The following is a 26,945-nucleotide window of genomic DNA, read 5'->3' as shown; positions in this document are numbered from 1 at the left end:
CGAATGAGGTCCAGGCCGGTCCGCGCCTATCAATTGCCACGAAGATAGAAGCGCCAGGCTTCCTGCATGAATGAGAGTGGGAAGATGACCGCATCCTTGGCGTAGCGCCGGAAAAGCCGGCGCGGATCCGATGCCAGCCGGTACAGCCATTCCAGGCCCGACTTCGACATCCATGCTGGCGCCCGTTTCACATTGCCCGCCATGAAGTCGACCGTAGCGCCGGCGCAGATCGCCATGCCCGGGCGCAGCAGGCTGGCATGCCGATGGATCCACTTCTCCTGCTTTGGTGAACCAAGGCCAAGCACGACGAAGTTGGCGCCGGACTCATTGATCATGGCGACGATCCGATCAGATTGCGCAGCATCCTTCTCGAATCCAAACGGAGGGCTGTACGCACCCACCACGCTCAAGGTCGGGTAGTTGTGGCGGATATGCTCGGCTGCCCGCTGCGGCACATCGTTCATACCGCCCAAGATGAAAACGGAAAGCGGCAGTGCCGCGCTATGTGCGTGGGCCAGGACTGCAGGAACCAGATCGCTGCCGGCGACCCGCTCGGGAACAGGGTGACGGAGTAGACGGCTGGCCATCACCACCGGCCAACCGTCAGCGAGCACGTGGGCTGCTCCTTCGTAGGCGTCGCCAAACTCGTGGTCGGTCCGCAGGATCACGACATGGTCGATGTTCGGGGTTACGACGTACTTCATTTCATCTGTTGACAGGCATTCGGACGCGATCGTCGAAGCCGCCTGCTCCAGGGTCATGAGATCTATCGGGATGTTGAACACGCGCCGCGGCTTCATTTGGGTATTCACTTCAGAACTGATCTCTCGCGCGAACTGATGGCCATCGAGATCATCAGCGTGACAAGGCAATACAGCGTGACCGGCTTGGACGCGTAGTTGGCGCCGGTAAGACTGCCCAGGACCATGGTGACGACCATGAAGAAGGTGTAGGAGTAGGGACGTACCGGATCCCGGCGACCCGAGACAACCAGATGGCTCAGCGCCAGGAGGATCACGAGTGCCATGCCGATGTATCCGGTTTCAAAGAACGCCTGCAGAAAGCTGTTGTGGGGGTGCGGCGGTCGATAGAAGCCAGGCCACATGTAGTCAAAGGCTGCGTTGTCGAACGAGCCGAAGCCGTAACCCTTCCACGGGGATAGGAGCGCTTCGTTGATGCTCTTCATCCAGATCGTCGTGCGTCCGGTCAGGCTGGTGTCAACGCCGGCATCAGCCAGTGTGGATTCGATGTTCGCCTGGAACGTGAGTGCCAGCGCGATGGCGCCCAGCGCCGTTGCGGTCACCAGCCAGCGCATCGGCTTGCGCATGGAGAAGGACACAGTCAGCAGCAGTGACGCAACGACGAATACGGAATACAGGCGGGCGTACGCGAGGTAGAAGACGCCGAGCATCAGTGGTGCTGCGAGGAACAGCAACCAGCGCTGCGGGAGAACCTTGCGCATATCGCCGTTCAGCCAGGCCAGTACGGCCAGTCCCAGCGCACACCCCATGAACAGGCCCAGGCGGAGTTGGTGCTCGAAAACTCCGCGGAGCTCTGGCCGCTCGCCTGACGTGAATGGCTGGAAGGCGAGGCTACGATCGACGGGGATTATCAGCAGCGATAGAACGGCTGTGATCGAACCGAGCATAACCACGTGACGGACAACGAGTTCAACTGGCGCCGCAGCGATGATGCTAGTCGTGAGGAAGATGATCGAAAGCAGCGTGAGCTGGAAGATCGTATCGGTAGCCGAGGGCGACCATGCAGCACTTACGGCAACCAGTACGAGATAGACAAGGAGCAGCCGGTTGGATGATCTGATGGACGGGCTGGGGATGCGCCAGCCGTTGGCCAGTGCCGTAGCGAAGATCGACAGCCCCATCAGAACAATCATCGCCAGGTTGCCGGTTTTGATGCCCTCGAAACGCGGAAGGTTCAGGTCAAGACACAACGCGCCCAGGACGAAAAAGAACACCGAGATGTTGGGGACCCGTATGTCTGCGGTCGCCCGGAATTGATGCTGAGCGCTATTCATGCGTGCAGTGCGGTTCCGTGGGAAGCCGTCGGCTGGCTCTCCCGTTCCAGAAGAAGACGATCAAAGTAGGAATCAAGTCGTTCGCGTTCCGCAAGGCCCTGTGCCCAGGAAAGATCATGCGCGGAGTCGATCGTGCCCCCCTGCATGTCGACCACATTGGTTGAAAGGCCAAGGTCGGCAAACAGCGCGCTCACCTTGCCGTGGTTCCCGCCGGGTAGTACCGCGACCGGGCGGGCTCCGGCATTCGCGGCGAGAAGCAGGACGTGCAAGCGATTGGAATAGACACGCTCCGTCATGGAATACCAGTGACAGGCTGTCTCCAGGCTGGAATCGGTTTCGATCAGCGAAATACGCTCTTCGCCGAAGCGCTTGCACAGCCGGGAATGGAGCTCCCGCATGCCGCGCGAGTCACGCCCGACCTGTGAGATCACCGCATGGTGACTGTCCGAGGCGCCTTCGGCGATGATGCGTTCTGCCCACTCCGCAAGCCGTGCAGTGGAAAGGCCGCGATCAGTGCGAAAGCTGAAGGCGCTGGCGATCTGCTTCGAGGTCGCCTCCGTCGCTGGCTGCTGGTAAAGATTGAATGAGAGGTCGGGAACAACGTCGTCAGCTGGAATTCCGATTCGCTCAAGGTAGCGTGCGCTGACCTCATCCCGAACCACGAACGCATGGCAGATCCTGCGCCTCATGCGTGTCACCAGCCGCTCACGCCACGTCATCGGCTCGAACGAGACGCCAACCAGACATACGCGCACGCCAAGACAGCGCAGGGCCAACAGTATGCAGTTGTAGACCAGAGAGGATACGAACGCCCTCGTGTTGTCGCCAACGCCGCCGCCAAGGCCGCCGGGGTTGAGGAAAAAGTAGCACCGATTTCCTGCGATCGCCTGCTTCGCCATGTCCAGCAGCATCCTGCCGCGACCAGAAGTGATCAGCCGTGTATTGGAAAGCTGCTCGACGCCCATGGTTGCGTGGAAGCTCTTCGGTGAACGTGTGAGGTCGATCGTCAAGGGCACCCGTGCAGCGACCAGCGCAGCCAGTTCCTTGTTGATCAAGGCGTCTCCGAGGTTGTCGAACTGCGTCTTGACGCTCATGAATCCCAAGGTTCTGGGCATCATCGCTGCTCCGCCGGGGATGTCGCCTGCTCAGTCAGGGCATGGATGTACGCATAGTTGTGTGCGTGGCGAGCACCATCGCCGCGCGCGGCGACGGCCAGGGCAGTTTTCTTGAACAGCCACTCCGGGGCTACGGTCCTGTAGATACTCTTGAGTACGGTTTTCGGATGGACCGCGCCGCAGTTGCGGAGAATGATGGAAAGAGCACGTATCTTGCTCCGCTTGGCAACTTCGTGGGACAGCGCATAGAGCACGAAGCCTGAGCGGGCCCTGGGAGTCAGCGGGCACATTGGAGAGCCAAGCCAGGCTCGGATGTTCTCTTCGGCGCTCGAACTGGAGATCCGGGCATCTGCCTGGTCATCGAAGAGCACGGCGAGCGGGCGGTCGATGAACAGCAATGTGCCGGACGCGCGACGCGCGCGAATGAAGAAATCCGGATCCTGCACCTTGCGCAGTGCATCATTCCACTTCGTCGCCAGCGCCACATCGCGTCGCACGACGATGCTGGAGGACTGGATGCGCTCATCGTGAACGAAGTAAAACTCGCTGATCTCTTCGTCATCGCCGGGAGCGCGGCTCGGTCGCAGCTGCATGCGGTCATCGCCACGATATACCAGCAGCCGTGAGGCGATGACGCCGGGCTGGCTGACCGCTATTTGATCTGCGATCGTCTGCAGCTTGTCGGGAAGGAAGATGTCATCGCTGTCCAGATATGCGATGTAACTGCCTTGAGCGAGAGAGCCTCCAAGGTTCCGGGCTGCACATGCTCCCTTCCTGTCGCTGGTCTGCCTGACAAGCTGCAGGCGAACATCGGTGAAGCGCGCTGCCACGGCGGCAATGTCCTCATCGGAATGATCGTCGACGACAATGACCTCGAAGTTGTCGAAGGTCTGATTGCGAAGCGATATCAGAGCACGTGTCAGCAGTTCCGACCGGTTCTTGACCGGAATGACGACCGAGAACAGCGGCGCAGGGGTGTCAGGCTTCATAGGTTTATTTCAGTTGTTACCAGGCAGGTCACGGGTATCGCCTCTTTCAGCATCTTAGAGGACCGTGGTCGATTGGGTCTGCGGCGGGCTCCCCGTGACTGAACGGCTCCGTCATACTTGACCCGCATAGGGGGCCTGAACCTGGGCAGGGCTGGCGGGCGAGGCTTGTTCTCGGCTGGAACCAGCCCACTGCCAGACTTCAGCGGAGTCGCGGAATGGTTCATGTCTGCATCCTTGCAAGTGTCGAGGGCGATGCCCCTCCGGTGCCCCTTACCAGGGCAACCCAGCATGCTACCCGGAGTTCGTGATCTGATCCAAGGCCTGCGGAGCGCTTGCAGCTGAACAGGAGCAGCTTTCGTCCCTGTCGAGGCACCATGCGGCAGTTTGATGACCGTTTCTGGTATGCTAATCCGCTGTTTGTCAACTTCGCCAATTCAGTTTGTGCGGCAAAAGCTGCACTGGTTTGCGCGATGGCCGGGCGATAGTGCCCGGTGTCTTGACGCCCACAGCCTGTTCTTCGAATTTCACGATGGAAGCGATGAGAAAGCAATCAGAGTCACGAGTGGTCAAGGATGACGAGATCGATCTTCGGGAGATCGTGGGTCTGCTCATCGACCGCAAATGGTGGATTCTGGGGCCTACAGCGCTGTTCCTGGCCATAGGCGTCGCGTGCGCAATGCTTATGGCGCCGGTGTATCAGGCACAGGCGCTGGTGCAGGTCGAGTCAAAGATGCCGACCATTCCCGGACTGTCCGATCTGGCTTCCCTCGGCGGTGGCGGCAGCACTGCGGCGACCACCGAAGTTGCGCTGCTCACCTCCCGGACCGTGATTGGTTCCGCTGTCGATCAGCTGCAGCTGGACATCCAGGTCAAGCCGGTTCGATTCCCGTTGATCGGTGGCTTCATCTCCAGGCGCTTCACCCCGGAGTCGGATGGGCAGGTCGCCTCTCCTTGGCTGGGCATGTCCCGCTACGGATGGGGGGGGGGAAGCCTGGACGTTCATCGCCTGCAGGTTCCCGCTGCTCTTCTGGACACCACGCTGCTTCTGGAGGCTGGGGAGTCGACTGGCAGTTACGTACTGTACGACGAGGACGGCGAGGAACTGCTGAAGGGAGCTGTGGGCAAGCCCGCTTCCGGCAAGGGCGTTGAGCTGGAAGTAGCTGCGCTGCATGCCAACCCTGGCATGCGCTTTGAGATCACCAAGCAGCGTAGATTCGATGTCGTCGCCGCATTGCAGGAGGATGTCAGGGCCACTGAGCAGGGCAAGGATTCCGGCATTCTCCAGCTGGTCTACGAGTCCGAAGATCCTCGTGTCGCTGAGAATCTGGTTCAGCAGATCGCCGACGCCTATGTACGTCAGAACGTGGATCGTAGTTCGGCGGAAGCGGCCTCCCAGCTTCAATTCGTGAAAGATCAGCTGCCGACGATCCGCCGCCAGGTGGAGCAGGCGCAGTCCGCGATGAGCGAGTATCAGTCGCGCTCCAATGCGGTCGACATCACCATGCAGACCAAGGGCCTGCTGGAGCAGGAAGTGGCGGTGGAGGCCAGCATCCAGCAGCTTCGTCTGAAGCAGGCCGAGATGGACCGCAGCTTCACGCGCGAGCATCCTGCATATCGCGCGCTGTTGAAGCAGCTTGGAGAACTCGAGGGTCGCAAGTCCGGCTTCCAGCGCCAGGTCGGGCAGTTGCCGGATACGCAGCAGGAGCTGCTGCGGCTTACGCGTGATCTGCAGGTCAGCAACGAGCTTTACACGGCGCTGCTGAACCAAGCGCAGCAGCTGGACGTTGCCCGTGCGGGGGCCGTCGGTAATGTCCGGATCGTGGATCCGGCCGCGGTGGACATCGCTAATCCCGTGAAGCCGCGCAAGGCGCTCATCGTTGCGATCGCCACGCTTCTTGGCGCCTTCCTGGCGACGGCGTTCGTGTTTCTTCAGCGCATGCTGAACCCGGGAATCGAGGATCCCTCCGACATCGAAGCGCTCGGCCTGCCGGTGTACGCAGCCATTCCGCTGAGCGTATCCAGTACGCTGCCGAAGCTTCGCAAGGGCAAGCATGGCACCCGCATGATCGCGGATGGCCGTCAGCACCTGCTTGCGGTGACCGCACCGGCCGACCCCACGGTCGAAGCCCTGCGCAGCCTGCGTACCAGCCTGCACTTTGCAATGCTGGAGGCGAAGAACAACATTCTTGCCATCTCTGGTCCTCGTCCTGGCGTAGGCAAGACCTTTGTGTCAGCCAATCTGGCAGCGGTCATCGCTCAGGCCGGGCAACGCGTGCTCGTGATCGACGCCGACATGCGAAAGGGTACGCTCCACAAGATTCTCGGCGTTTCCCATCAGAAGGGTCTGTCGGACATCCTGGGTGGCAAGCTGGCAGTGGACGAGGCAATTCAGCCAGTTCCGGGCGTGGATTCCATGCACTACATGGTGCGCGGTGATATCCCGCCGAATCCGGCTGAACTGCTTATGCATCCGCGATTCGCGCAGATGCTGAACGATCTGGCGGGCAGGTACGATCTGGTGATCGTCGATACGCCGCCGATCCTCGCCGTAACCGATCCGGCGCTGGTAGCCACCCATGCCGGTTCGAGCCTGCTGGTGACCCGGTTCGGCGTCAACCAGGCGAAGGAGATCGAGCTGACCCTGCAGCGCTTTGAACAGAACGGCGTGCAGATCAAGGGCGCGATCTTCAACGCAGTGGAGAAGCGCGCGACCGGGTACTACAGTTACGGCTATTACGAATACAAGTCGGATGGGAAGGCCTGATCCTTTCCATTCGGGTTGAAGCAAGAAGGCCCGGTACGCGTTGGCGTACCGGGCCTTTTTATTGGCTGTTCCGGCATCACGCCGGATCAGTCGTTTCCGAACAGATCCCGGGTGTAGACCTTGTCGGAGACATCCTCAAGCTCGGCGGACAGCCGGTTGGCCAGAATCAGGTCAGCTTCCGACTTGAATCGCTCCAAGTCGTTGATGACCCGGGAGTTATAGAAGTGCGGGGTCTGTAGTACGGGCTCGTGGACGATGACCTCTATACCCTTGGCCTTGATGCGCTTCATCACGCCCTGGATGGCGGAGGCACGGAAATTATCCGATCCGGATTTCATGACGAGGCGATAGATGCCCACCACCTTCGGTGAGCGCGCGATCACGTCGTCGGCAATGAAGTCCTTGCGGGTACGGTTCGCTTCCACGATGGCGTGGATCAGGTTCTGCGGCACGTTGCTGTAGTTTGCCAGCAGCTGTTTCGTGTCTTTCGGAAGACAGTAGCCGCCGTAGCCGAAGGACGGGTTGTTGTAATGGTTGCCGATACGCGGATCGAGGCTGACGCCGTCGATGATCTGTCGGGTATCGAGTCCATGCACCGCCGCATATGTGTCCAGCTCGTTGAAGTAGGCAACGCGCATGGCCAGGTAGGTGTTGGCGAACAGCTTGATCGCTTCGGCTTCCGTGGAACCTGTGAACACTGTGGGCACGTCCTTGCGGATGGCTCCCTCCCTGAGAAGCTCAGCGAACTCCAACGCACGCTCTGAACGTTCACCCACAATGATGCGGCTGGGATGAAGGTTGTCGTACAGGGCCTTTCCCTCGCGCAGAAACTCCGGAGAGAAAATGACATTCTGTGTACCGAAACGTTCCCTCAGCTGTTCAGTGCAGCCTACCGGGACGGTGGACTTGACCACGACAAGCGCATCCGGATTGATCTGCTGCACATCCCGCAGTACCGATTCAACGGAGCGGGTATTGAAGTAATTGGTGAGGGGGTCATAGTCGGTGGGCGTCGCGATGATGACGAACCGTGCGTCCTCATAGGCCTCCTTGCGATCCAACGTGGCCTTCAGATTCAGGCCGCCCCGCGCGAGAAATGCCTCGATCTCCGCGTCTTCGATTGGCGACTTGCCAGCGTTGATGCGCGCAACGCGATCTGCGTCGATATCCAGCGCGATGACCTCATGGTTCTGTGCCAGCAGAACAGCGTTAGACAGGCCAACGTAACCGGTACCGACCACGGCAATTTTCATGTGGGTTTCCTTTCCTGCATCAGCGGGCAGGTGTGGCCTTGCGCGCAGATGACGTGACATGGGGGTCGCAATGCTACTACATGGATGATGGCCGGGGCCTGACGGCCGGGGTTCGCAACCTTCCCCCACGCCGCGTCGTCGTCCAGGAGTATCCTATCGCCATGGCCGATACCCCCCTTACTTCGCCGCATTCGCCGGCGACGCCGCGCTGGCGGCATTACTGGAGTCTGATGCGCGCGGATCGTCCGATCGGCACGTTGCTGCTGCTGTGGCCCACCTGGTGGGCGCTGTGGCTGGCGGCAGGCGGCATGCCGCCGCTGTGGACCCTGTTCGTGTTCACCGCAGGCGTCTGGCTGACCCGCTCGGCGGGGTGTGTCATCAATGACTACGCCGATCGCTGGCTCGACCCGCATGTGGAGCGCACCAAGGCCCGTCCGCTGGCGACAGGGGCGATCAGTGGCCGTGCCGCGCTGGTGCTGTTCGCAGTACTGATGCTGGTGGCATTCGGACTGGTGCTGACCCTGAACGGGCTGACCATCGGCATGAGCTTCATCGGCGTGTTCCTGGCCGCCAGCTATCCCTACCTGAAGCGTTATACGCACCTGCCGCAGGTCTATCTGGGCATGTCGTTCGGCTGGGGTATTCCCATGGCATTCGCCGCGGTGCAGGGCGAAGTGCCGCTGCTGGGCTGGCTGCTGTACGCCGGCAACATCCTCTGGTCGACCGCGTATGACACCTGGTACGCCATGGTCGACCGCGAGGACGACCTGAAGATGGGCTCGCGCTCCACGGCGATCCTGTTCGGGGACCTGGATCTGGTGATCCAAGGGGTGCTCTACGCCCTGTTCCTGGCGACCATGGCGCTGGTCGGTGTGCGCGCCGGCCTGGGGAGCTGGTACCTGTCCGGCCTGGCGGTGGCTGCGGCGCTGGTGGGGTACGAATTCTGGATCTGCCGCAACCGCGAGCGGGGGCCATGCTTCAAGGCGTTCCTGCACAACAACTGGGTCGGCGCGGCGCTGTTCGCCGGTATCGCGCTGGATCTGGCGCTGCGCTGACAGGCGCAGCCGGGAAGGGGCCCGTACCGTCCTACGACCAATAGGCGACTGACAGTCTCCGCCGCGAGGCCGAGAATCGAGCCATCGAACCTGGGAGGGTAGGTGATGGCCTCGACGGCAGCAGTACAGGATGGCTGGATGGCGCGCGCAGCGCTGCGCTCGGCCTCCTGGGCGGAAAAGTGGTTCCCTGATGCCTACGTGTTCGCGGTGCTGGGCGTGGTCATCGTCGCCCTGGCAGCCATCGGCTTCGGTTCCACGCCGCAGACCACGGCCAGTGCCTTTGGCGATGGCTTCTGGAGCCTGATTCCGTTCACCATGCAGATGGCCTTCGTGGTGATCGGCGGTTATGCCGTGGCCACCGCGCCTGTGGTGGCGCGCTTCATCGAACTGCTGGCGCGGGTGCCGCGCACGGGGCGCGGTGCGGTGGTCTATGTAGGCCTGGTCAGCATGCTGGCTTCGCTGCTCAGCTGGGGCTTCTCGCTGGTGTTCGGCGGTCTGCTGGTGCGTGCATTGGCGCGCCGGACCGATCTGCGCATGGACTACCGCGCAGCGGGTGCCTCCGCCTACCTCGGCCTGGGCGCGGTCTGGGCGATGGGCCTGAGTTCTTCGGCTGCGCAGCTGCAGGCGAACCCGGCCAGCATGCCGCCGGGGCTGGTGGAGATCACCGGCGTACTGCCCTTCACTGAAACCATCTTCCTGTGGCAGTCGATCGTGCTGACCGCGGCGTTGATCCTGGTGTCACTGCTGATTGCCTGGTTGACCGCACCGGCGGCTGGCAGTGCGCGCACCGCTGAATCGTTTCCCGGTGCGGCGCAGGCCGAGCCTGAGCCGCTGCAGCGCCGCACGCGCCCCGGCGAATGGCTCGAATACAGCCCACTGCTGACCGTGCTGCTCTCGTTGCTGGCCTTCGGATGGCTGTTCAACGAGTTCGCCAACAAGCCGGTGGTGACCGCAATCGCCAACCTCAATACCTACAACTTCCTGTTCATCTCGCTCGGCCTGCTGCTGCACTGGCGCCCGCGCAGCTTCCTCAACGCGGTGGCCAAGGCGGTGCCCAGCACGACCGGTGTGCTGATCCAGTTCCCGCTGTATGGCGGCATCGCGATGATCCTCACCCACGCGGCCGGCGCCGATGGGCAGACGCTGGCGCACCGGCTGTCCAGCCTGTTCGTGCACATCGCCAGCACCGATACGTTCGCTCTGGTGATGGGCGTGTACTCGGCGGTCCTGGGCTTCTTCGTTCCCTCCGGCGGCGGCAAGTGGATCATCGAAGCACCGTACGTGATGCAGGCGGCCAACGAACTGAAGGCGCACCTGGGCTGGGCTGTGCAGGTGTACAACGCCGCCGAAGCACTGCCGAACCTGATCAATCCGTTCTGGATGCTGCCGCTGCTGGGCGTGCTGGGCCTGAAGGCCCGCGACATCGTCGGCTTCACCTTCATCCAGCTCCTGGTGCACATCCCGCTGGTGCTGGGCCTGCTGTGGTTGCTGGGCATGACGCTGGATTACGTGCCGCCTGTGATGCCATGAGGTGCTGCGCCCGCTGCGCGGCCGGGCCGGGCGGGCGCCGCTGAATGGGTCACAGCCTCTGCGGGCATGAGCACATGCCGAACCCACATGAATCCTTCAGCCGCTTGTGGCACAAGGCGCCACGCCGGTTCATTCACGCGCATGCACATTTCTGTAGCTGCGTCACAACGCATGGTTAACCCACCGCTGCAGACGATGGCCGCAACCACCGCATTCCGCGAGTGGCACTGGAGACACCGCAATGGGCCAGCACAATCAGAACCAGCAGAACCAGCAGAACCAGAAGCAGCAGGATCAGCAGGGGCGCGGTCGCGATCAGCAGCAGCAACAGCAGCAGGAACAGCAGCAGCGCGGCCAGCGCAACCAGCAGCAGGGCGGGCAGGACGAGGAAGAGTGACCCTCGCGTCCCTGTCCAGCATCGCCTGAAGCCCCGCCTTGTGCGGGGCTTCTCATTCCAGTGTGCCGATCCGCTCCAGCACGGGCGCCGCCGACATGTCGTTGGGATTGGTACCCGGTACGCCCTGCGGTACGTCCATGCCCATGCTGCGGTAGAGGTCGATCCAATGCCGGGCGATCTTCCCGGTCTGCGGATTGCGGAAGTTCATCGGCTGCAGCGCGAATACATGGTGGGCACGGAAGGCACGTTCGATGAAGTCCGAGCAGTAGTAGCTGTCATCGTTCGGCACGTAGGAGGCGTTGTAGGGCCTTCCAAGCAGGGTACGCGCGGTGGCGACGGCGTCGCCGATGGCAGCGTTGTGCGGTGCGCGCAGGCGGTAGACCACGATCTGCCGCAGCCGGGCGCGCGCGTCCTGCTGGAACGCAGCCAACGTCTGCCGGCGCGAGCCCTTCTCGTCCGCATGCAGCACTTCCCAGCCCTGCGTCGTGGCGGCCACCAGACCCACATGATCGAAACCGGGATGAGCCTGCGTACCGGTCGCATCATCGATGGCAGCGCTCAGGCCACTTTGCCCTGCGGTGACGAACAGCAGGTCGCCCTCCTGGAGATCCACGGCCGTCGCAGCGGCAGCGGGCAACAACAGGGCGAACAACAGCAGGATGCGGCGCATGGAGGGTCCGGCAACGGGAGGAAGCGCCATTGTAGGTTCCTGCACGGCACACGGCCCGTTCAGCCCCGCCGATGCGGTACGGCGCGTACCTCCCAGCCCAATTCCGCATCCCGCAGCTCGCCCGCGGGTACATCTCCCATCAGCACCTGCAATCCCCGTGCGTTGGGCAGGTCCTTCTGTTCGGGGAACCAGCGCCGGTCGGCGGCAACGACGATCAGCAGGCCCTCGTCATCGCCCATCGGTGCGAACTGGGCCGAGGGCGCGCTGATCGGTTGCAGGCCGAAGCGCCCGGCGGCCTGCAGGCGCACCGAATCGACATCGTGGCTGGGCAGACCGACTTCGCTCAGGCAGGTCATCTCACTGCCATGGAAGGCGCCCTCCTGCGGACTGCACGGAAGCCGGCGCCGGCCGATCAGCTCCAGGATCAGTCCATCCGGGCCGGTGAAGTACACCGACTGCGATTGCCAGCTGCTTTCCAGCGCGAAGTAGTCCAGTCCTGCCGGGTTGCGCTGCAGCGGCGTACGCTCGCGCAGCCAGGTCATGGCGGCCGCGAAACGGTTGTCCGGCACGTTGAAGGCCAGGTGCACGCCGCCGACCGCGACGTCCTCGGCCAGCCGCAGCTCGATCGTGCTCCAGCCGATGTGGATGCGGTTGCCGCTGACCGGCAGCTGCAACACATCGCGGAAATAGGCCGCCACCCCGGTGACGTCGGATACCGGCAGGGTGAGACGCAACAGACGCATGGTCTCTCCGCCTCGAAGCGTGCGCTGACAGTGTAGTGGCACGGGCCTTCGCGCGGCGTCTTCATCCGTGCAACACGGCGTCGCGAAGCGCTACGGGCGCGGCTTCAGGGCGGCCTCGAAAAACCGCTGCGCCTCCGCCACGGTGCGTGCATGCGTCTGCGCTCTTGGCGTCTGGCTGCTGCACAGGGCGGGCAGTCGCTGCTGGCCCAGCGGCGTGCATTCGGACAGGAAGTCGTAGTGGCCGACACCGGGCAGGACATCCAGTCTCGCCTCCGCGATGGACGCCTTGGCGACCTCCGCGTTGGTGGCTGCAGGAGCGACCGTGTCCGCCGCGCCCTGGATGATCGACACCGGTTGCCGCAGCGCCTGCAACTGCTGGGGCGGGAACGCCTGCATGATCGCTGGTGCCATCAGGAACACGGCGCGCACACCCGGGACCGGGCGGGCATCATCGGCGCGGGCCATCCACGGCGCCAGATGCGCCGCCGCCGCCGCGGCCTTGCGAGCCTCCAGGGTGTGCGACGGCGCCTCGCTCTGTGGCTGGCACACACCGTCATCCGGATGGGCTTCGCAGAAATCACGCAACCGCCGCAGGTCCGGTCGCGCCCCCGCCGCCAGCAGGGCCGTGTAGCCTCCGGCCGAGAAGCCCATTACACCGATCCGCTGCGCATCCACGTGCGGCCCCAGCTTGGGATCGGCCTGCACGGCGGCCAATGCGGCGCGCAGATCATCCGCACGCAGCCAGCTCAGCATGCTGCCCTGCAGGGTCAATTCATCCACGCCGTTGTTGCCGGGATGGTCGACGGCGATCACCAGATAACCAGCGCGCGCCAACGCGGTGCCCAGCCAGCCCATCATGCGGGCGCTGCCGCCGTTGCCATGCGAGAGCAGCAAGGTCGGCAGGCGGCCACCGGCAATGGCGGCCTCCGGCGCCGCCTGGCCCACCACGAACAACGGTGCATCGGGCGGACCGATACGCAGTGGCACTTCGCTGCTGCCCGCCATAGCCGGATACCAGACGGTGTAGCGAAGCGTATCGCGCTGCTGCGCGTCGCGTACCGCAGCGCTGGCCACGGTGGTCACCGCCTGGTGTTCGCCGGCCAGGCCACTGCCGGGGACGCCGGCGAGCGACGCGGGGGCAATCAGGACCAGGCCCAGCAGCAGGTGCATCAAGCGCATCGCACGACTCCTTTCAGTGTGTTGCATTCATCAGGGGTGGGGGTCCACGGGCAGCCAGATCTCCACACCGCCGTTGCCGGTGTGCTCATCGAAGCGGGCGTCGTAGCGTTCCAGGTCCGGCGCCGCGGCAAGACTCAATCCGGAGGTGGGCAGATAGTGATCCAGCAACCAGAACCAGGTGGCGCGGATGGACGAGATGTGGCCGTCATGCCAGGCCACCAGATAGCGGCGCGCGGGAATCTGCAGGCGCTGCCAATGTGCTGGAATCGAGGTCAGCGCGGCGCTGGGCAATGCGGCCAGGTAGGTGAATCCGCCGTCGTCATCGCTGTCGTGGCATACACCAAAACTGACCGGTGCGGGTTTGGGCCATTCCCGGTTGAGCTGCGCCCATTGGCCGGGGATGGCGCCACTGCTGTGGCGGGTGTGGCGCATGCCGATTCCGGCCACCTGGAACGAAGGCGTGTCGAGCAGGCGCGGTGCCACGCTGCAGGCGGTGGGAATGTCGTCCACGCGCGCCGCCTGCACCAGGACCAGATCCGCAGTGCCGGACTCGCGCACCCGTTCGGGGGTCTGCCCGAACTGCTCGCAGAAGGCACGGGTGAACGCGGCATGCGTGGAATAACCGGCGTCCATCGCCACCGGCAGGATTTCGTCGGCACCGTCGGCCAGCCGCTGCGCCGCCATGCTCAAGCGGCGGCCGCGCAGGTAGCGCATCACCGACGTGCCGGTGCGCGCGTGGAACAGACGCGACAGATGGAAGGGCGACAGGCCAGCGGCAGCCGCGATATCGGCCAGCGCCAGCGGACGGCCCGCATGGGTTTCGATGTACCACAACGCCTTGCCTGCCGCGCTCATCCCGCCATCCCCGCTGCACTGTCCGGCACAGTAGCGGATCGGCTGCCGCTGCGCTTAGCAGTTCTTGCGCAGTGGATGGCTGACATGGGGAGAGAACCGGGCCGCCGGTCGACTCCGGCAAAGTCCCCGGCCGGCCGGGAGAGCCGGCCCGCCGGGGATACCACACAACGCTTTACCGCCTCACTTGGTTTCTTCCCACTGCACGACGTCGGGCTCGGCGGCGCGGATGCCGGCGGTCGACAGCAGTCGTGTGGTCGCGTCCAGTGCGGCGTTCACCGATGGGTACTCGACGATCGCACGGCCGGAGGCCTTGGACACCTTCACCACGGTGCCGCCGGTGGCCGTTGCCGCGCGCTGTGCGGAGGCCGCATCGGTGAAGAAGACCTTTACCCGGGAGGTGGCCACCACCGGCGCGCCGTCGCTGGAAACGGCGGCGGCGAACTTGCCGGCACCAGCATCCAGACGTGCAGCGGCGCCGGTGCTGCTGGCCTCGGTGGAGCGCTTGCTGCGGGTACCGGTGGCGGGCGCCGGTGCGTCGGTCGAGGGCGTGATGCGGAACTCACCGCCCTTGGCCTGCTGCACGGTGGCCGACGGCGCCAGCTGGAAGCGGGTCGCGCCCACGTTGAACGCGCGGCCCGTGGCCCTGGCCTTCAGTTCCTGTGCGTCCACGGCAGACAGGCTCCGGGCTGTGGGGGCCTGGGTCGAGCTCTGCGCCCAGGTGGTAGAGGAGATCGCCGCGACGGCGAGGGTGGTCAACAGAATGGTCGTCTTCATCATCAGTGCCCCAGAACGCGGATCTTGAAGAATTCGAGGCTGCCGCGCGACGCTGCGTTCGCGGACTGCCCCATGTCGGTCACTTCCAGGGTCCAGGTGCCGTTGCCGGTCTCATCCAGGAAGGCGTTGCTGGACAGCAGGTCCCAATTGGTGAAGTTGCGCTGGATCGCCACGGAACCCGACAGGCCGGAGCCGATCGAGGTGAACGCCGGTTGCACCACGCTGCGCGTACCGCTGGGCGAAACCAGCACGAACTGCAGCTGGCGGGTGTTGCTGTGATTCACCCGGAAGCCCAGCTGCACCGATTCGACGTTGCGTGCGACATTGGCCAGCTGCACCGTCAGCCGCGCTGCCGCAGCGGAGGTGTTGCCGATGGCGACCCGGCGCGTGGTGTTGCGCCATCCGCTGTCCACCAGCGGCCCCAGAGACTGGAAGTTCTCTGCGACCTCCACCGCGCGCGCCGCGTTGACCACGCCGAAGCCGTACCAGTTGCTGTAGGCCCGGTTTGCAGCGTTGACGGTCCAGCCCGGCACCAGCGTGCGTCCATCGGCGAGTGTCACGGCAGGCTGGTTGGGATGGTTGCGGGTCGCCGTGGTGGCCAGGATGTACTTCACGTCGCGGTACGTCAGGTTCGGATTGGTTTCCAGCACCAGCGCCGCGACGCCCGACACCATCGGCGCCGAGGCCGAAGTGCCGTTCATCTTGGCGGTGTAATTGCAGGTGCTGTCGACAGCGGACTGATTGCCGTCCAGTGTGTTGCGCAGGCTCGTGTTCTTGTTGCTGCCCTGCGCGCAGCCGGTGACATCGGTGGTGACGATGGCCGGATCGTAGCGGACGGCAGGCTGGCCCGGGACGACCTGCCGCTGCCAGCCGTACTCGCCACCGAATGCGGACACCCACAGCGCGGCACCGGTGGACGAATAGGACGAACGCACGCCGTCGGCGCGCACCGCACCCACGGTGATCACATTGAACAGATTGTTGCGGGGGTCGCGGCCGGCAGGCACGCAGCCGGTGCCGCGGTTTTTGGTGTCGGTGGTGCAGACATCCTGCGTCTGGCTGATCGATGCGTTGTTGAAGTTGTTGCCGGCGGACTTCACGTAGATGCCGCCGCTGCCGCCGCGCGTGCCGGACAGCGCCTGCTCGTACGCGCGGATGTCGTTCTCGCTGAACGCGAACGGCAGGTTCGGGTTGCCCGGGCCTGCGCCCCAGCTGTTGTTGAACACCTGCACGTCGGCGGCCTCGGCGCCGTCCCACCACGAGTACTCGATGTTGGCCGTCTGGCTGCCGCTTGCATCGGAGGCCAGTACGTTGAAGCCCTTCAGCGTGGCCGCCGGGGCGACGCCGCGCACGCCCACGCCGTTGGCGCCCACCGCGCCGGCAATGCCGCCGACCATGGTGCCGTGATTGTCCACATCCGGAGCGGAGGGGGAGGGGTTGTTGGAGTTGTTGGCAAAGTTCTTGCCCGCCACGGCTGCCACATTAGCGGCCAGGTCCGGGTGGGCGATCTGCAGGCCGTCGTCGACGATGCCGATTATCACTCCTTCGCCGCGGATGCCATTGCGGAACAGCCCATCCACGTTCAGATCATTGCCGGCAACCGGGCGCGTGTCGCCCTGTACCGCTTGCCCGGTGTTGAGCAGATGCCATTGGATGCCGGCCAGCGGATCGGCCTGCTGGGCCTGGGCGGCCACGGCCAAACTGCCCAGTACCAGGGCAGTGGCCAGGGCCAGCCGCGCGGAGCGCGGTGGCGCGGAGTGGTGCGTGTGTCGCTTCATACACGAATCCTTCTGTTGTGAATCGGCCTGGCAGGACGGCGGGACGGAATTGCCCCATCGCAACGAGCCAAACGCGACACAACCGAGAACCCCCTACCTCTTCACGGCAGCAATCTGCAGATGTGCCGATTGCGTCACAAACACTTATGTCTCGCGGTAATGACGACTGCGTATTCCTGTTGTAAAGCCGAGCCTGGCCTCGCCGCAGAAACGAAGGCTCATCGCGCGCCTTCACCACCGACTGTGTTACCAAGGCCCGTGCACTTCCCCGCAATGGAGCAGGACGATGGTCAATCCGCTGGCCCAGGCCCATCGTGGCCTTGGCACGACGCTGTTCAGCCTGTTGAACCCGATCCCGTTCGGCTTCTTCGTCGGCGCCCTCATCTTCGATGCCATCTACCTCAACTCTGCCGAGGTGATGTGGGGCAAATCTGCGGCCTGGCTGATCACGTTCGGCCTGCTCATCGCCATCGTGCCGCGACTGATCAACCTGTTCGCCGTCTGGCGCCGGGGCAACACTGCCACGCGCATCGACCGCCTCGATTTCCTGCTCAATCTGGTGGCGGTCGCCCTGGCCATCTGGAACGCCTTCGTGCACAGCCGTGATGCGTATGCGGTGGCCGTTCCCGGCACGATCCTGTCGGCGCTGACCGTTGCACTGATCGGTCTTGGCCATGTCCTGTTGTCACTGCAGCCGCCGGTGCTGCAAGGAGGCCGTCATGGTTGATCGCATCGTGCCTGCTGCAGGCGGGCTGGTCCTGGCCGCAATCCTGTCGGCGTGTGCCGGCAAAGCCGAATATCACCCCAGCGAACAATCCGGTGCGCATCCGCCGCTGCCGGCGCCGGAGAACTACCTGATGCCGCCCATGCAGGTACCGCGCGGGGTGGGCTGGGCCGATGGGCAGGCGCCGTCGGTGGCCGACGGACTGAAGATCGAGCGCATCGCTGCCAACCTGCAGCACCCGCGCCGCCTGCTGACCCTGCCCAATGGCGATGTGCTGGTGGTGGAAGGCAACGGTCCGGGCACCGAGCCGGTCACCACCCCCAAGCAATGGATTGCCGGCAAGGTGAAGGCGCGCTCGGGCAAGGCCGGCAAGGGAGGCAACCGGGTCACGCTGCTGCGGCGCGCGCCCGGTACTGCCACATGGACCCAGCACGTCTACATCGAGGGCCTGCATTCGCCATTCGGCATCGCCCTGCTCGGCGACACGCTGTACGTCGCCAACACCGACAACATCATGAAGTACCACTACGTGCCCGGCGAAACGCGCATGTCCGACAAGGGCAGCGAATTCACCGACCTCCCCAGCACCGTCAACCACCACTGGACCAAGGATCTGCTGGCCAGCCGCGATGGCAGCAAGCTGTACGTGGGCGTGGGCTCCAACAGCAACATCACCGAAAACGGCCTGGCCATCGAGTACCGGCGCGCGGTGGTGCTGGAGGTGGACGTGGCGACCAGCGGCAGCCGCATCTATGCCTCCGGCCTGCGCAACCCCACCGGCCTGGACTGGGAACCCAGCACCGGCAGGCTGTGGGCAGTGGTGAACGAGCGTGACGAGATCGGTGCCGACCTGGTGCCGGACTATCTCACCTCGGTACAGGAACATGGTTTCTACGGCTGGCCGTACAGCTACTACGGCCAGCATGTGGACGAGCGTGTGCAGCCGCAGCGGCCGGATCTGGTGGCCAAAGCGATCCGCCCGGACTACGCCATCGGTTCGCACGTGGCACCGTTGGGGCTGCTGTTCTATACCGGCCAGGCACTGCCGGCGAAGTACCACGGCGGCGCCTTCATCGGCGAACATGGCAGCTGGGACCGCTCTCCGCTGAGCGGCTATGAAGTGGTGTATGTGCCGTTCAAGGATGGCAGGCCGACGGGGCGTCCGCAGACCGTGGTCAGTGGCTTTGCCTCGGAGGACGAGAAGACATTGAGGGGCGCACCGGTGGGCATGGCCATCGACAGCGAGGGCGCCCTGCTGGTGGCCGACGACGTCGGCGATGTGGTGTGGCGTGTGTCGGCCAGGTAGCTCTGCAGAGTCCAGCCATGCTCGACTGCTCTGGATCTGGCTTCTGTAGGGCCGAGCCCATGCTCGGCCTACGCGCGCAGCGCTGGGTTTCCGCGTACAGGTCGAAGAGCAGCCGAACGTGGGCTCGGCTCTACAGTTCCGTGGTACCGCTGCGGAACCCGCTGAACACCGATTCGGCCGCAAACCCGACGCCGCCCAGCAGCACGCCGAAGTACGCAACCGTGGCGACCAGGAAGGCATAGCCGGCTGCCACCGCCGCGCCATCACGCTGGATGAAGCCGATGGCGAAGGACATCAGGGCAAGTGCCGGCAGCGTGTTGCTGAAGGGAATCGGCCCGGCCGGCGCCATCAGCAGCAGCGTGGCCACGATCAGGGCCAGGTTGTTCAGGCGCATCATTCTCTTCGAGCGCACCATCACCGCCAGCCGCATCGGTCGCGACAGGCGCTCCATGCGGTGCACCCACTTCAGTGCGCGGCCAAGGTTGGCCTTCAGCTTGTCGGTGGCTATCTCGCGACGGGCCAGCTTCTGGGGCACCCACAGCGGGCGGTTGCGCACCCGGCTCAGGCCGATCAGCAGGATCGAGGCACCGAATACGGTACTCAGCCCGGGAATCGACACCGGAATGATGAAGATGGCCGAGAGCAGGATCACGATCAGCAGCAGGCCTTCATCGCCCAGCGCGCCGAGCAAGGTGCCGACGCTGACCTGGTCACCGGGCAGCTCGTCGATCATCTGCTCGATCTGCTGGGCCAAGGGCGCGCTGTCGTTGGTTTCGGGGGCACGGTAGGTCATGCGTCGCAAGCTTCTCCAGGGAAGGGCGGTCAACGGGCCGTCCTGCGGTGTGGGACGCACAGGCTGTGGCAGTATCCCGGCCAACGTGGGCAAAGAGGTGAACCGGGCATGAGGGGGTAAACTGGCGTGCCCCGCATGAGTTGAACGCAATGGACATGGGCCGCAGGCAATCGACCGTCGAACTGGTCGCCATCGACATGGATGGCACCCTGCTGGATCCCACCCACGCGCTCACCGCACGCGCCAAGCAGGCTATCGCGCAGGCGCGCGCGCTGGGCGTGCACATCGTGCTGACCAGCGGCCGCCCGGTCCCCGGCCTGGCGCCGTTCCTGCACGAACTGGGCATCGATGGCAACGACGACTACTGCATCGCCTGCAACGGCGGCCTGGTGCAGCGCATCGGCACGCGTGAAACGGTGGTGGAGTGCCCGCTCAGCTTTGACGATTTCCTGTTCTGCGAGCAGGTGGCGCGCGAACTGGGCGTGCACTTCCAGGCGCTGGACAGCCAGCGCATGTACACGCCCAACCAGGACATCAGCTATTACACGGTGGCCGACTCGCACCTCTCGCGCATGCCGCTGTCGTACCGCCGAGTGGCCGACATGGATCCCACCATGTCCTTCATCAAGCTGATGATGATTGATGAGCCGGAGGTACTGGATGCGGCCATTGCGCGGTTGCCCAGTGAGCTGACCGAGCGTTTCGCGGTGCTGAAGAGCGCACCGTTCTTCCTGGAGGTGTTCGATCATCGTGCAGGCAAGGGCCCCAGCCTGCAGAAACTGGCGGAGCACCTGGGGATCGACCGTGCCAACGTCATGGCCATCGGCGATCAGGAGAACGACCTGACCATGCTGCAGTACGCCGGCACCAGCGTGGCGATGGGCAACGCGATCGATGCGGTGAAGGCCGTGGCGCGCTTCGAGACCACCACCAATGCCGACGAGGGCGTGGCGCGCGCGATCGAGCGCTTCGTGCTGCGGTAAGGCGCCCGGCTATACCCGCGTATAGCCCACATACTCCCACCGCCATGACCGCTGTACCACGGCGCAATGGCGGACGCGGCAGTGCGATGCAAGAATTCCGCACGTCGAAATCACGCCATCGAATGATGCGGCAGATGATCGTCTTCTGCTGCTGACCGGCGCGCACCGCGTCGTCTCCCCTTCAACGCAATCGCACCGCCAGCCAGGGCGCCGACACCGGTGCTGCAACGCGCTGGGCGTGCGCCTGCGCCCCTCTCCCTCTGCACCCTGGATCTGCCCATGAATACCCCACCCACGACGCGCCTCGCCCTGGCTATCATCGCGGCCATCGCAGCCCCTGCGTACGCCGCAGACACGCACGACGCTGCGCTCGACACGCCCACTACGCTCAATGCCCTGCAGGTGATCGCCACGCCGCGCGGCGCCGCCGTTGCACCGACCCAGGTGGTCGGCCCCAACCGCTACCTCATCAAGGCCGAAGACCTGGACGCGATGCTCACCGGCAACAACGGCCTGGCCATGCTGAAGCAGGTGCCCGGCGCCAGCTACACCGCCACCGACGGCCTGGGCCTGGATATCTCGGCCACCAGCCTGTTCGTGCGCGGCTTCCGCATGAACGAAATGGGCATCACCTTCGAAGGCGTGCCGCTGAACGACAACGGTTTCCTTTCGCTCACTGGTACCAGCGTGGTGAACGTGGGCGTGCCCGATGGCATCGGCGCGATCACGGTCAGCCCCGGCGGCGCACCGGTCAGCGTGTTCTCCAGCAGCGTCAACGGCGGCAGTCTCGAATACCGTCTGCGCGACCTGAAAGATACGCCCAGCCTGGGCGTGAAACAGGGCGTGGGCAGCAACCGCACCCTGGTCACCACCGTGTCCGGGCAAACTGGCCAGCTCGGCGAACATGGCCCGAAAGTGCTGGTCGACCTGCAGCGGGTATCGGCCGACAAGTACCAGGGCGAGGGCACGCAGAACTTCCTGCGCGGCGACCTGAAGCTGCAGCAGGACGTCGCCTGGGGCGATTTCACTGTGTTCCTGTCCGACAGCAAGGCCAAGGTCTGGGGCTACAACAACATCTCCTTCGACATGATCCGCAGGCTGGGCTGGAAGGCCGACATCTTCTACCCGGACTACGCGTGGGCCTGGTACGTGGCCTCGCCAGAGAATGCGGACAGATCCTGCGGTGCCTACACCTGCGGTGAGCTGTCCGAACTGATTCCGTACGACACCGGCCAGAGCACCCGCGACCGGGTGTCTTCGATCAACCATCGCTTCCAGATCAGCCCGGCGCTGGGCGCCAACGTGCAGCTGTACAACGCCAACAGCCACACCCAGGCCACGCTGACCGACCCGAACGTGCCGTCGCCCAACGGCGCGCCGCTCTCCGAACAGGTGCAGACGCCGCACCTCAACCGGCTGGGTGGCATGCTCAACCTGCAGTTCGAGGCCGGCGTGCACACCTTCACTGCCGGTTTCTGGCAGGAGAAGAGCAAGGCCGCGGCCAAGACCGAGTGGTACCAGCAGCCGCTGCTGGGCGAGGGTCCGCCGCTGAAGGCCACCGGTCCGTTCGATGTGTACGGCCCGGCGTTCAGGACCGACAACGCATCGTGCTGGGTGACCCGCTCGCGTCAGTTCTACCTGCAGGACGACATCGTGCTGAACGATACGCTGAAGCTGGGCGTCGGCTTCAAGGCCGTGGATTTCCGCACCAGCGGTGGCGGCCTCGGTGATGCCAAGGACCGGCCGGTGAACGGCACGCTGCGCGCGAAGAGCAACTTCCTGCCGCATGTATCGTTGTTCTGGAGCCCGACTGAATCCACCGATGCGTTCATCGACCTGGTCAACACCATGAACGGCTACCGCGTGGCCCAGCGCGGCAACATCGGCTACACCGCCTCGGCGTGGACCATCACCGACCAGGATGAGTTCGACCGCGTAGCCGGCACGCTGCGCCCGGAGAAGAACTGGAACCTGACCATCGGTGCTTCGCATCGTTTCGACCGACTGACGATCACCGGCGACGTGTTCTACAACGACATCCGCAACCGACTGCTGTCGGCCGCCATCGGTACCCAGTTCGCGCAGATCAACACCGTGCGGCTGATGCCGAAGATGCATGTGATCGGCGCCGACCTTGGTATCACCGCCGACCTGACCGACCACCTGCAGTTCTACCAGGGCGTGGCCGTGGCACGCTCGTACTACGACAGCGATTTCGTGGTGGGTAACACGGTCTATCCGATCAAGGGCAACGCGCAGCCGGGCTACCCGCAGATATCACTGGTCAGCGATCTGTCCGCACACATCGGCGACTGGCGGCTCGGCGCCACCAGCACCTCCTACCTGCGCCAGCCCTTCACCTACGAGAACGACATCCGCGTGCCGACCTTCTGGCAGGTCAACACCTATGCCGCCTACCGCTTCGGTGCGGACAGCGCGGTACCGGAGCTGGAACTGCGGCTGGACGTGAGCAACCTGTTCAATCGCCACAACATCGGCACCGCCACCATCGCCGGCTCGTCATTCTCGGGGGATTACCAGACCCTGCAGCGCAGCGCGCCCCGGCAGCTGATGTTCAGCACCTCGATGGCGTTCTGAGGCAATGATGGTCGGGGTCAGAGCCCTTTGCCCAGCAAAGGGCTCTGACCCCAGACCCACCTTTGCGCGGCCGGCAGCGATTTTCCGGCAGTGACGCAAGGTTCCCACAATGTTGCTGGGTCATTCTGTTCGCATGGCACAGCACACCCCGCCAACCCGATTGTTCGGCATAGGCGGCCCACGACGGCCCCGGCAGGCGCTGTCCGTGGCGCCGGCGATCGACCTGCAGGGCGAATACCAGTTCTGGCAGGTCTACGAACGCGTGGTCCGCCCGCTGCCCGGCGGTGGGCTGCGCCGGGCTTGGCTGGTATGCCAGAAGGTGTACCGCGACCGCCTGCGGTTCCCGCATGACACACGTGAAGCCGCGCTGGCGCGTGTGCTATTCGGCAGCAACAGCACGCCCGAGCGCGCAGCCGAACTGCGGGACCTCTTCGGCCTTGTCAGCCGCCGCATGGCGTCCGTTGCCGTCCGGCGACAGGCGCCCATCCCCGGGAAAGCGAATCACTGGCCAGGAATCGACACGCGTTGATGGCTTTCTCTCGGTCCGCCTGCTTTTGGCCTATTCTGGGGTGGGCCGGTAAGGACAGGAAACGATGGAAATCAGACGATCTGCACGCCTTGTGATCGTTGGTGAGGATGCGGTGCTGCTGTTCCGGTATCACGATGAACACCACGCTCCCTTCTGGGCTACACCGGGCGGGGAGCTTCTGCCCGGGGAAGGATATGCGGACGCCGCACGGCGTGAGCTTCGGGAGGAGACCGGATTGGATCTGCCGATAGGAGAGCGGCTGGAAAAGCGCGATGCCGTCTACGCGGTCGCCCGATCAACGCCTGCGCGATGGCTGGAAGAGTATTTTCTGGTCCGCAGCCCCAACCAGCCCGACATCCAGCGTGATGGGTGGACGGAGGAGGAAAGTGCAACGATCAGGGCGTGGAAATGGTGGCGCCCAGAAGAGATGAGAGAACAGCCAGCTTCCCTGTTCAAGCCGGAATGGCTGCCGGCATTGCTGGAGCGGCTGCGGTCATGACGCAGCATCATTGGCTCGCCTTCCCCCGATCCAGCTGTCGATAGCCAATCGCCTCGGCCAGATGTGCGGTCTGGATGTTCTCGCACCCGGCCAGATCGGCAATCGTGCGTGCCACGCGCAGAATGCGATGCATCGCGCGCGCTGACAGCTGCAGGCGCTCGATGGCGTGTTCCAGAAGATCCTGGTCGGCCTCGCCCAACCGCGTGCACGCGCGCAGCGCAGCGGGCGGCAGATGCGCATTGAGCCCCCCGCGCATCTGCTGCCGCGCATGCGCAGCCTCCACCCGCCCGCGCACCGCATCACTGGGCTCGCCCAGCGGCGTGCTCTCACGCAGCTCCACCGCATCCATGCGCGTCACCGCGACGTGCAGGTCGATGCGGTCCAGCAACGGGCCGGAGACTCGCGCGCGATAGCGGGTGATCCGCTCATCGGTGCACAGGCAACGGTTGCTGCGGTCGCCGGCCCAACCGCAGGGGCAGGGGTTCATCGCCGCGACCAGCTGGAACCGCGCCGGAAACATCACGCTGCGTGCAGCGCGGGCGATGCGGATGTGGCCCGATTCCAGCGGCTCGCGCAGGGTCTCCAGCGCGCTGCGGTTCCACTCGGGAAGTTCGTCCAGGAACAGCACCCCATGGTGCGCCAGTGATATCTCGCCGGGGCAGGGCGGATTGCCGCCGCCCACCAGTGCCGCAGCGCTGGCGCTGTGGTGTGGCGCGCGGAACGGTCGTTGCCGCCATCGCTTCGGGTCCAGCCCTTCGCCGCTGACCGAGGCGATGGCCGCCAGCTGCAAGGCATCGATCTCGGTGGACGCTGGCAGCAGCCCGGGCAGGCGTGAGGCGAGCAGGGTCTTGCCACAACCGGGGCTGCCGATCAGCAGCAGATGGTGCCCGCCGGCCGCAGCCACTTCCAGCGCGCGCCGTGCATGCACCTGCCCGCGCACATCGGCCAGATCCGGCAGCGGCAGGGGCGTGGTGTCCACCCGCTCAACCTGCGGCAGCAGGCGCGGATTGCCCAACCCGGCGCAGCATTCCAGCAACGTGCGGGCCACGCGCACGTCGGCGTGTTCGGCCAGCGCCGATTCGGCCGCATTCCCCGGTGGGACCACCAGGATGCGGCCCGCTTCGGCCGCCGCGATGGCGGCGGGCAGCGCGCCTGCAACCGGGCGCAGCTCGCCGGTCAGGCCCAGCTCGCCCAGGAACTCGTACGGCAGCAGCGACTGCGGCGGGATCTGGCCACTGGCGGCAAGAATGCCCAGAGCGATGGCCAGATCGTAGCGCCCACCTTCCTTGGGCAGGTCGGCGGGCGCCAGGTTCAGGGTGATGCGCCGTTGCGGGAAATCAAAGCGCGCGCAGAGCAGCGCCGCACGTACGCGTTCGCGCGACTCGCGCACACTGGTTTCGGCCAGACCGACGATCTGGGTGGCGGGCAGGCCACCGGAAAGATGTACTTCCACCCGCACCAGCGGGGCCTCGACCCCGGCGCGGGCACGGCTGTAGACCAGGGCCAGGCTCATGTGTGCTTCCTGCAGAGAGAGAGGCTCGATGGTGCGGCCGTCACTCTGTCCGTCGCCATCAGGCATTGCTGGCCAGGCGCCTAGGGCTTTGCTGCGCAAGCTGGCGCTCAGCGACGTGCGCCTGCGCCGCATGGTCCGCTTCGATCCGGCGATAGAACCGGACCCACGCGAACCTGCTGAGCGTGCGACGCTGATCGACGACTGCCTGAGCAATGTAGCGTCGTCCAAAGCACTGGCCGAGGCATCGGTGTTCATGCGACAGTCGATGGCGAATCATCGCGTCGGCGACTTCGCTGATAGCAAGCAGTTCGCGAAGGGAACGTCGTATGAAAGGCCGCAACCTCATGTATTCCAAATGAAGAGAGGCAAGAAGAATGATTGACCGGATGAAGTTCGAACTGCCCGGCAAACCGGCCTACTGGGTTGCCGTCGGCATACTCTGCGCCCTGATCGGCCTGGGCATGGACATGAACATGGGGGGCATCGTGCTGTCAGTCGGCGAACCGGCCAAGTGGGGTGGCTTCGGCGCATTGATCGGCACCTGCGTCGGCCTGATGGCGGTATTCGGCAAGCGTTCCGCGCCACGCTGACCGCGCAACGCCGAACCGGCGCGTATGCGACGGGTGGTGTCCATGCGCGACGGGCGCCGACCTCCTGATTTTCGCTAGCAAGTGGCGGCACCGTGTCGTCGGTGCTCAGCTGGTTGAAGCTCACTTCATCGAAGCTGCGTGGCACGAGGAGGGGGGGGCACCGACGCGCGCGCGGTTCGGTATGACCGTCGGCCAAAAGTAGATAACCACTGAGCATTTCTGCATTGGGGCGCGGGCGGGGTTAATGAATGTGCGATGTCTGGTCCGCCGATT

Annotated in this window: 25 protein-coding genes; 12 read left to right on the top strand and 13 right to left on the bottom strand. The window is 64.6% G+C overall.

Annotation, left to right across the window (positions count from 1 at the left end; genetic code table 11):
• Positions 1-29 precede the first annotated feature (29 nt).
• The 4 genes from AC5P5M_RS06725 to AC5P5M_RS06710 are packed head-to-tail and all read right to left on the bottom strand — an operon-like array spanning position 30 to position 4,139.
• Positions 30-800, bottom strand: a complete 771-nt coding sequence (locus AC5P5M_RS06725; protein WP_495205681.1) for a WecB/TagA/CpsF family glycosyltransferase — start codon at positions 798-800, stop codon at positions 30-32.
• A gap of 8 nt (positions 801-808) precedes the next feature.
• Positions 809-2,035, bottom strand: coding sequence for an O-antigen ligase family protein (locus tag AC5P5M_RS06720; protein ID WP_346480637.1), 1,227 nt, complete (start codon positions 2,033-2,035; stop codon positions 809-811).
• The gene (locus tag AC5P5M_RS06715) at positions 2,032-3,129 is read right to left on the bottom strand and encodes a polysaccharide pyruvyl transferase family protein (RefSeq protein ID WP_476340143.1); all 1,098 of its coding nucleotides are present in this window, start codon (positions 3,127-3,129) and stop codon (positions 2,032-2,034) included. The genes AC5P5M_RS06720 and AC5P5M_RS06715 overlap by 4 nt, the downstream gene beginning before the upstream one ends.
• Before the next feature lie 20 nt (positions 3,130-3,149).
• Positions 3,150-4,139, bottom strand: coding sequence for a glycosyltransferase family 2 protein (locus AC5P5M_RS06710; RefSeq protein ID WP_253119176.1), 990 nt, complete (start codon positions 4,137-4,139; stop codon positions 3,150-3,152).
• 538 nt (positions 4,140-4,677) lie between these two features.
• Here AC5P5M_RS06710 and AC5P5M_RS06705 point away from each other — a divergent pair.
• Positions 4,678-6,903 carry a polysaccharide biosynthesis tyrosine autokinase gene (locus tag AC5P5M_RS06705; RefSeq protein WP_495205721.1) on the top strand — a complete coding sequence of 742 codons (2,226 nt, stop codon included), beginning with the start codon at positions 4,678-4,680 and terminating at the stop codon, positions 6,901-6,903.
• Positions 6,904-6,989: 86 nt separating this feature from the next.
• Here AC5P5M_RS06705 and AC5P5M_RS06700 read toward each other — a convergent pair whose 3' ends face one another.
• Positions 6,990-8,156 carry a nucleotide sugar dehydrogenase gene (locus AC5P5M_RS06700; protein WP_253119204.1) on the bottom strand — a complete coding sequence of 389 codons (1,167 nt, stop codon included), beginning with the start codon at positions 8,154-8,156 and terminating at the stop codon, positions 6,990-6,992.
• Between the two features lie 161 nt (positions 8,157-8,317).
• On the opposite strand from AC5P5M_RS06700, the gene ubiA reads away from it, so the two are divergent.
• From ubiA to AC5P5M_RS06685, 3 genes are all read left to right on the top strand, one after another.
• Positions 8,318-9,211 carry a 4-hydroxybenzoate octaprenyltransferase gene (gene ubiA, locus AC5P5M_RS06695; RefSeq protein WP_495205680.1) on the top strand — a complete coding sequence of 298 codons (894 nt, stop codon included), beginning with the start codon at positions 8,318-8,320 and terminating at the stop codon, positions 9,209-9,211.
• A 105-nt stretch (positions 9,212-9,316) separates the two neighbouring features.
• A complete protein-coding gene (locus AC5P5M_RS06690) occupies positions 9,317-10,741 on the top strand; it encodes a short-chain fatty acid transporter (protein ID WP_193396040.1) in 1,425 nt (474 codons plus the stop codon).
• Positions 10,742-10,982: 241 nt separating this feature from the next.
• On the top strand, positions 10,983-11,138 hold the full coding sequence (locus tag AC5P5M_RS06685; RefSeq protein WP_312555957.1) for a hypothetical protein: 156 nt from the start codon (positions 10,983-10,985) through the stop codon (positions 11,136-11,138).
• Positions 11,139-11,190: 52 nt separating this feature from the next.
• Here the strand turns inward: AC5P5M_RS06685 and AC5P5M_RS06680 are convergent, their stop codons facing one another.
• The 6 genes from AC5P5M_RS06680 to AC5P5M_RS06655 form a co-directional block, all read right to left on the bottom strand.
• Entirely contained in the window at positions 11,191-11,808 is a 618-nt protein-coding gene (locus AC5P5M_RS06680; protein WP_414487822.1) for a YiiX/YebB-like N1pC/P60 family cysteine hydrolase, read from the bottom strand.
• A 59-nt stretch (positions 11,809-11,867) separates the two neighbouring features.
• Positions 11,868-12,551, bottom strand: a complete 684-nt coding sequence (locus AC5P5M_RS06675; protein WP_495205679.1) for a VOC family protein — start codon at positions 12,549-12,551, stop codon at positions 11,868-11,870.
• 90 nt (positions 12,552-12,641) lie between these two features.
• The gene (locus AC5P5M_RS06670) at positions 12,642-13,730 is read right to left on the bottom strand and encodes an alpha/beta hydrolase family protein (protein WP_053518159.1); all 1,089 of its coding nucleotides are present in this window, start codon (positions 13,728-13,730) and stop codon (positions 12,642-12,644) included.
• Positions 13,731-13,760: 30 nt separating this feature from the next.
• Positions 13,761-14,585 (bottom strand): AraC family transcriptional regulator, encoded by an 825-nt coding sequence (locus AC5P5M_RS06665; protein WP_053518158.1) that lies wholly within the window; start codon positions 14,583-14,585, stop codon positions 13,761-13,763.
• Between the two features lie 180 nt (positions 14,586-14,765).
• Positions 14,766-15,362, bottom strand: a complete 597-nt coding sequence (locus tag AC5P5M_RS06660; RefSeq protein WP_495205678.1) for a S8 family serine peptidase — start codon at positions 15,360-15,362, stop codon at positions 14,766-14,768.
• A complete protein-coding gene (locus tag AC5P5M_RS06655; protein ID WP_495205677.1) occupies positions 15,362-17,137 on the bottom strand; it encodes a S8 family serine peptidase in 1,776 nt (591 codons plus the stop codon). The genes AC5P5M_RS06660 and AC5P5M_RS06655 overlap by 1 nt, the downstream gene beginning before the upstream one ends.
• A 286-nt stretch (positions 17,138-17,423) precedes the next feature.
• On the opposite strand from AC5P5M_RS06655, the gene AC5P5M_RS06650 reads away from it, so the two are divergent.
• Together AC5P5M_RS06650 and AC5P5M_RS06645 are read left to right on the top strand one after the other, a co-directional pair.
• Complete coding sequence (locus AC5P5M_RS06650; protein ID WP_053518153.1) at positions 17,424-17,864, top strand: DUF2231 domain-containing protein; 441 nt, start codon at positions 17,424-17,426, stop codon at positions 17,862-17,864.
• Entirely contained in the window at positions 17,857-19,167 is a 1,311-nt protein-coding gene (locus AC5P5M_RS06645; protein WP_065174340.1) for a PQQ-dependent sugar dehydrogenase, read from the top strand. Before AC5P5M_RS06650 ends, AC5P5M_RS06645 begins: the two co-directional genes overlap by 8 nt.
• A gap of 130 nt (positions 19,168-19,297) precedes the next feature.
• On the opposite strand, the gene AC5P5M_RS06640 is transcribed toward AC5P5M_RS06645, so the two are convergent.
• On the bottom strand, positions 19,298-19,960 hold the full coding sequence (locus tag AC5P5M_RS06640) for an exopolysaccharide biosynthesis protein (RefSeq protein ID WP_053518150.1): 663 nt from the start codon (positions 19,958-19,960) through the stop codon (positions 19,298-19,300).
• A 149-nt stretch (positions 19,961-20,109) separates the two neighbouring features.
• On the opposite strand from AC5P5M_RS06640, the gene yidA reads away from it, so the two are divergent.
• The 4 genes from yidA (at position 20,110) to AC5P5M_RS06620 (ending at position 24,569) form a co-directional block, all read left to right on the top strand.
• A complete protein-coding gene (yidA, locus tag AC5P5M_RS06635; protein ID WP_495205676.1) occupies positions 20,110-20,943 on the top strand; it encodes a sugar-phosphatase in 834 nt (277 codons plus the stop codon).
• Positions 20,944-21,222: 279 nt separating this feature from the next.
• Positions 21,223-23,541 (top strand): TonB-dependent receptor, encoded by a 2,319-nt coding sequence (locus AC5P5M_RS06630; protein WP_495205675.1) that lies wholly within the window; start codon positions 21,223-21,225, stop codon positions 23,539-23,541.
• 109 nt (positions 23,542-23,650) lie between these two features.
• Positions 23,651-24,070 (top strand): hypothetical protein, encoded by a 420-nt coding sequence (locus AC5P5M_RS06625; protein WP_277381168.1) that lies wholly within the window; start codon positions 23,651-23,653, stop codon positions 24,068-24,070.
• A gap of 64 nt (positions 24,071-24,134) precedes the next feature.
• On the top strand, positions 24,135-24,569 hold the full coding sequence (locus AC5P5M_RS06620) for an NUDIX hydrolase (RefSeq protein ID WP_277381167.1): 435 nt from the start codon (positions 24,135-24,137) through the stop codon (positions 24,567-24,569).
• A 7-nt stretch (positions 24,570-24,576) separates the two neighbouring features.
• On the opposite strand, the gene AC5P5M_RS06615 is transcribed toward AC5P5M_RS06620, so the two are convergent.
• Complete coding sequence (locus AC5P5M_RS06615; protein WP_277381166.1) at positions 24,577-26,082, bottom strand: YifB family Mg chelatase-like AAA ATPase; 1,506 nt, start codon at positions 26,080-26,082, stop codon at positions 24,577-24,579.
• A gap of 88 nt (positions 26,083-26,170) precedes the next feature.
• On the opposite strand from AC5P5M_RS06615, the gene AC5P5M_RS06610 reads away from it, so the two are divergent.
• Together AC5P5M_RS06610 and AC5P5M_RS06605 are read left to right on the top strand one after the other, a co-directional pair.
• The gene (locus tag AC5P5M_RS06610; protein WP_481525848.1) at positions 26,171-26,464 is read left to right on the top strand and encodes a hypothetical protein; all 294 of its coding nucleotides are present in this window, start codon (positions 26,171-26,173) and stop codon (positions 26,462-26,464) included.
• Between the two features lie 4 nt (positions 26,465-26,468).
• Complete coding sequence (locus tag AC5P5M_RS06605) at positions 26,469-26,672, top strand: hypothetical protein (protein ID WP_193396029.1); 204 nt, start codon at positions 26,469-26,471, stop codon at positions 26,670-26,672.
• Positions 26,673-26,945 lie beyond the last annotated feature (273 nt).

The sequence above is a fragment of the Stenotrophomonas sp. YJH_SMC_106-19 genome (assembly GCF_059368375.1).
This window is presented reverse-complemented; position numbering and strand designations above follow the sequence as displayed.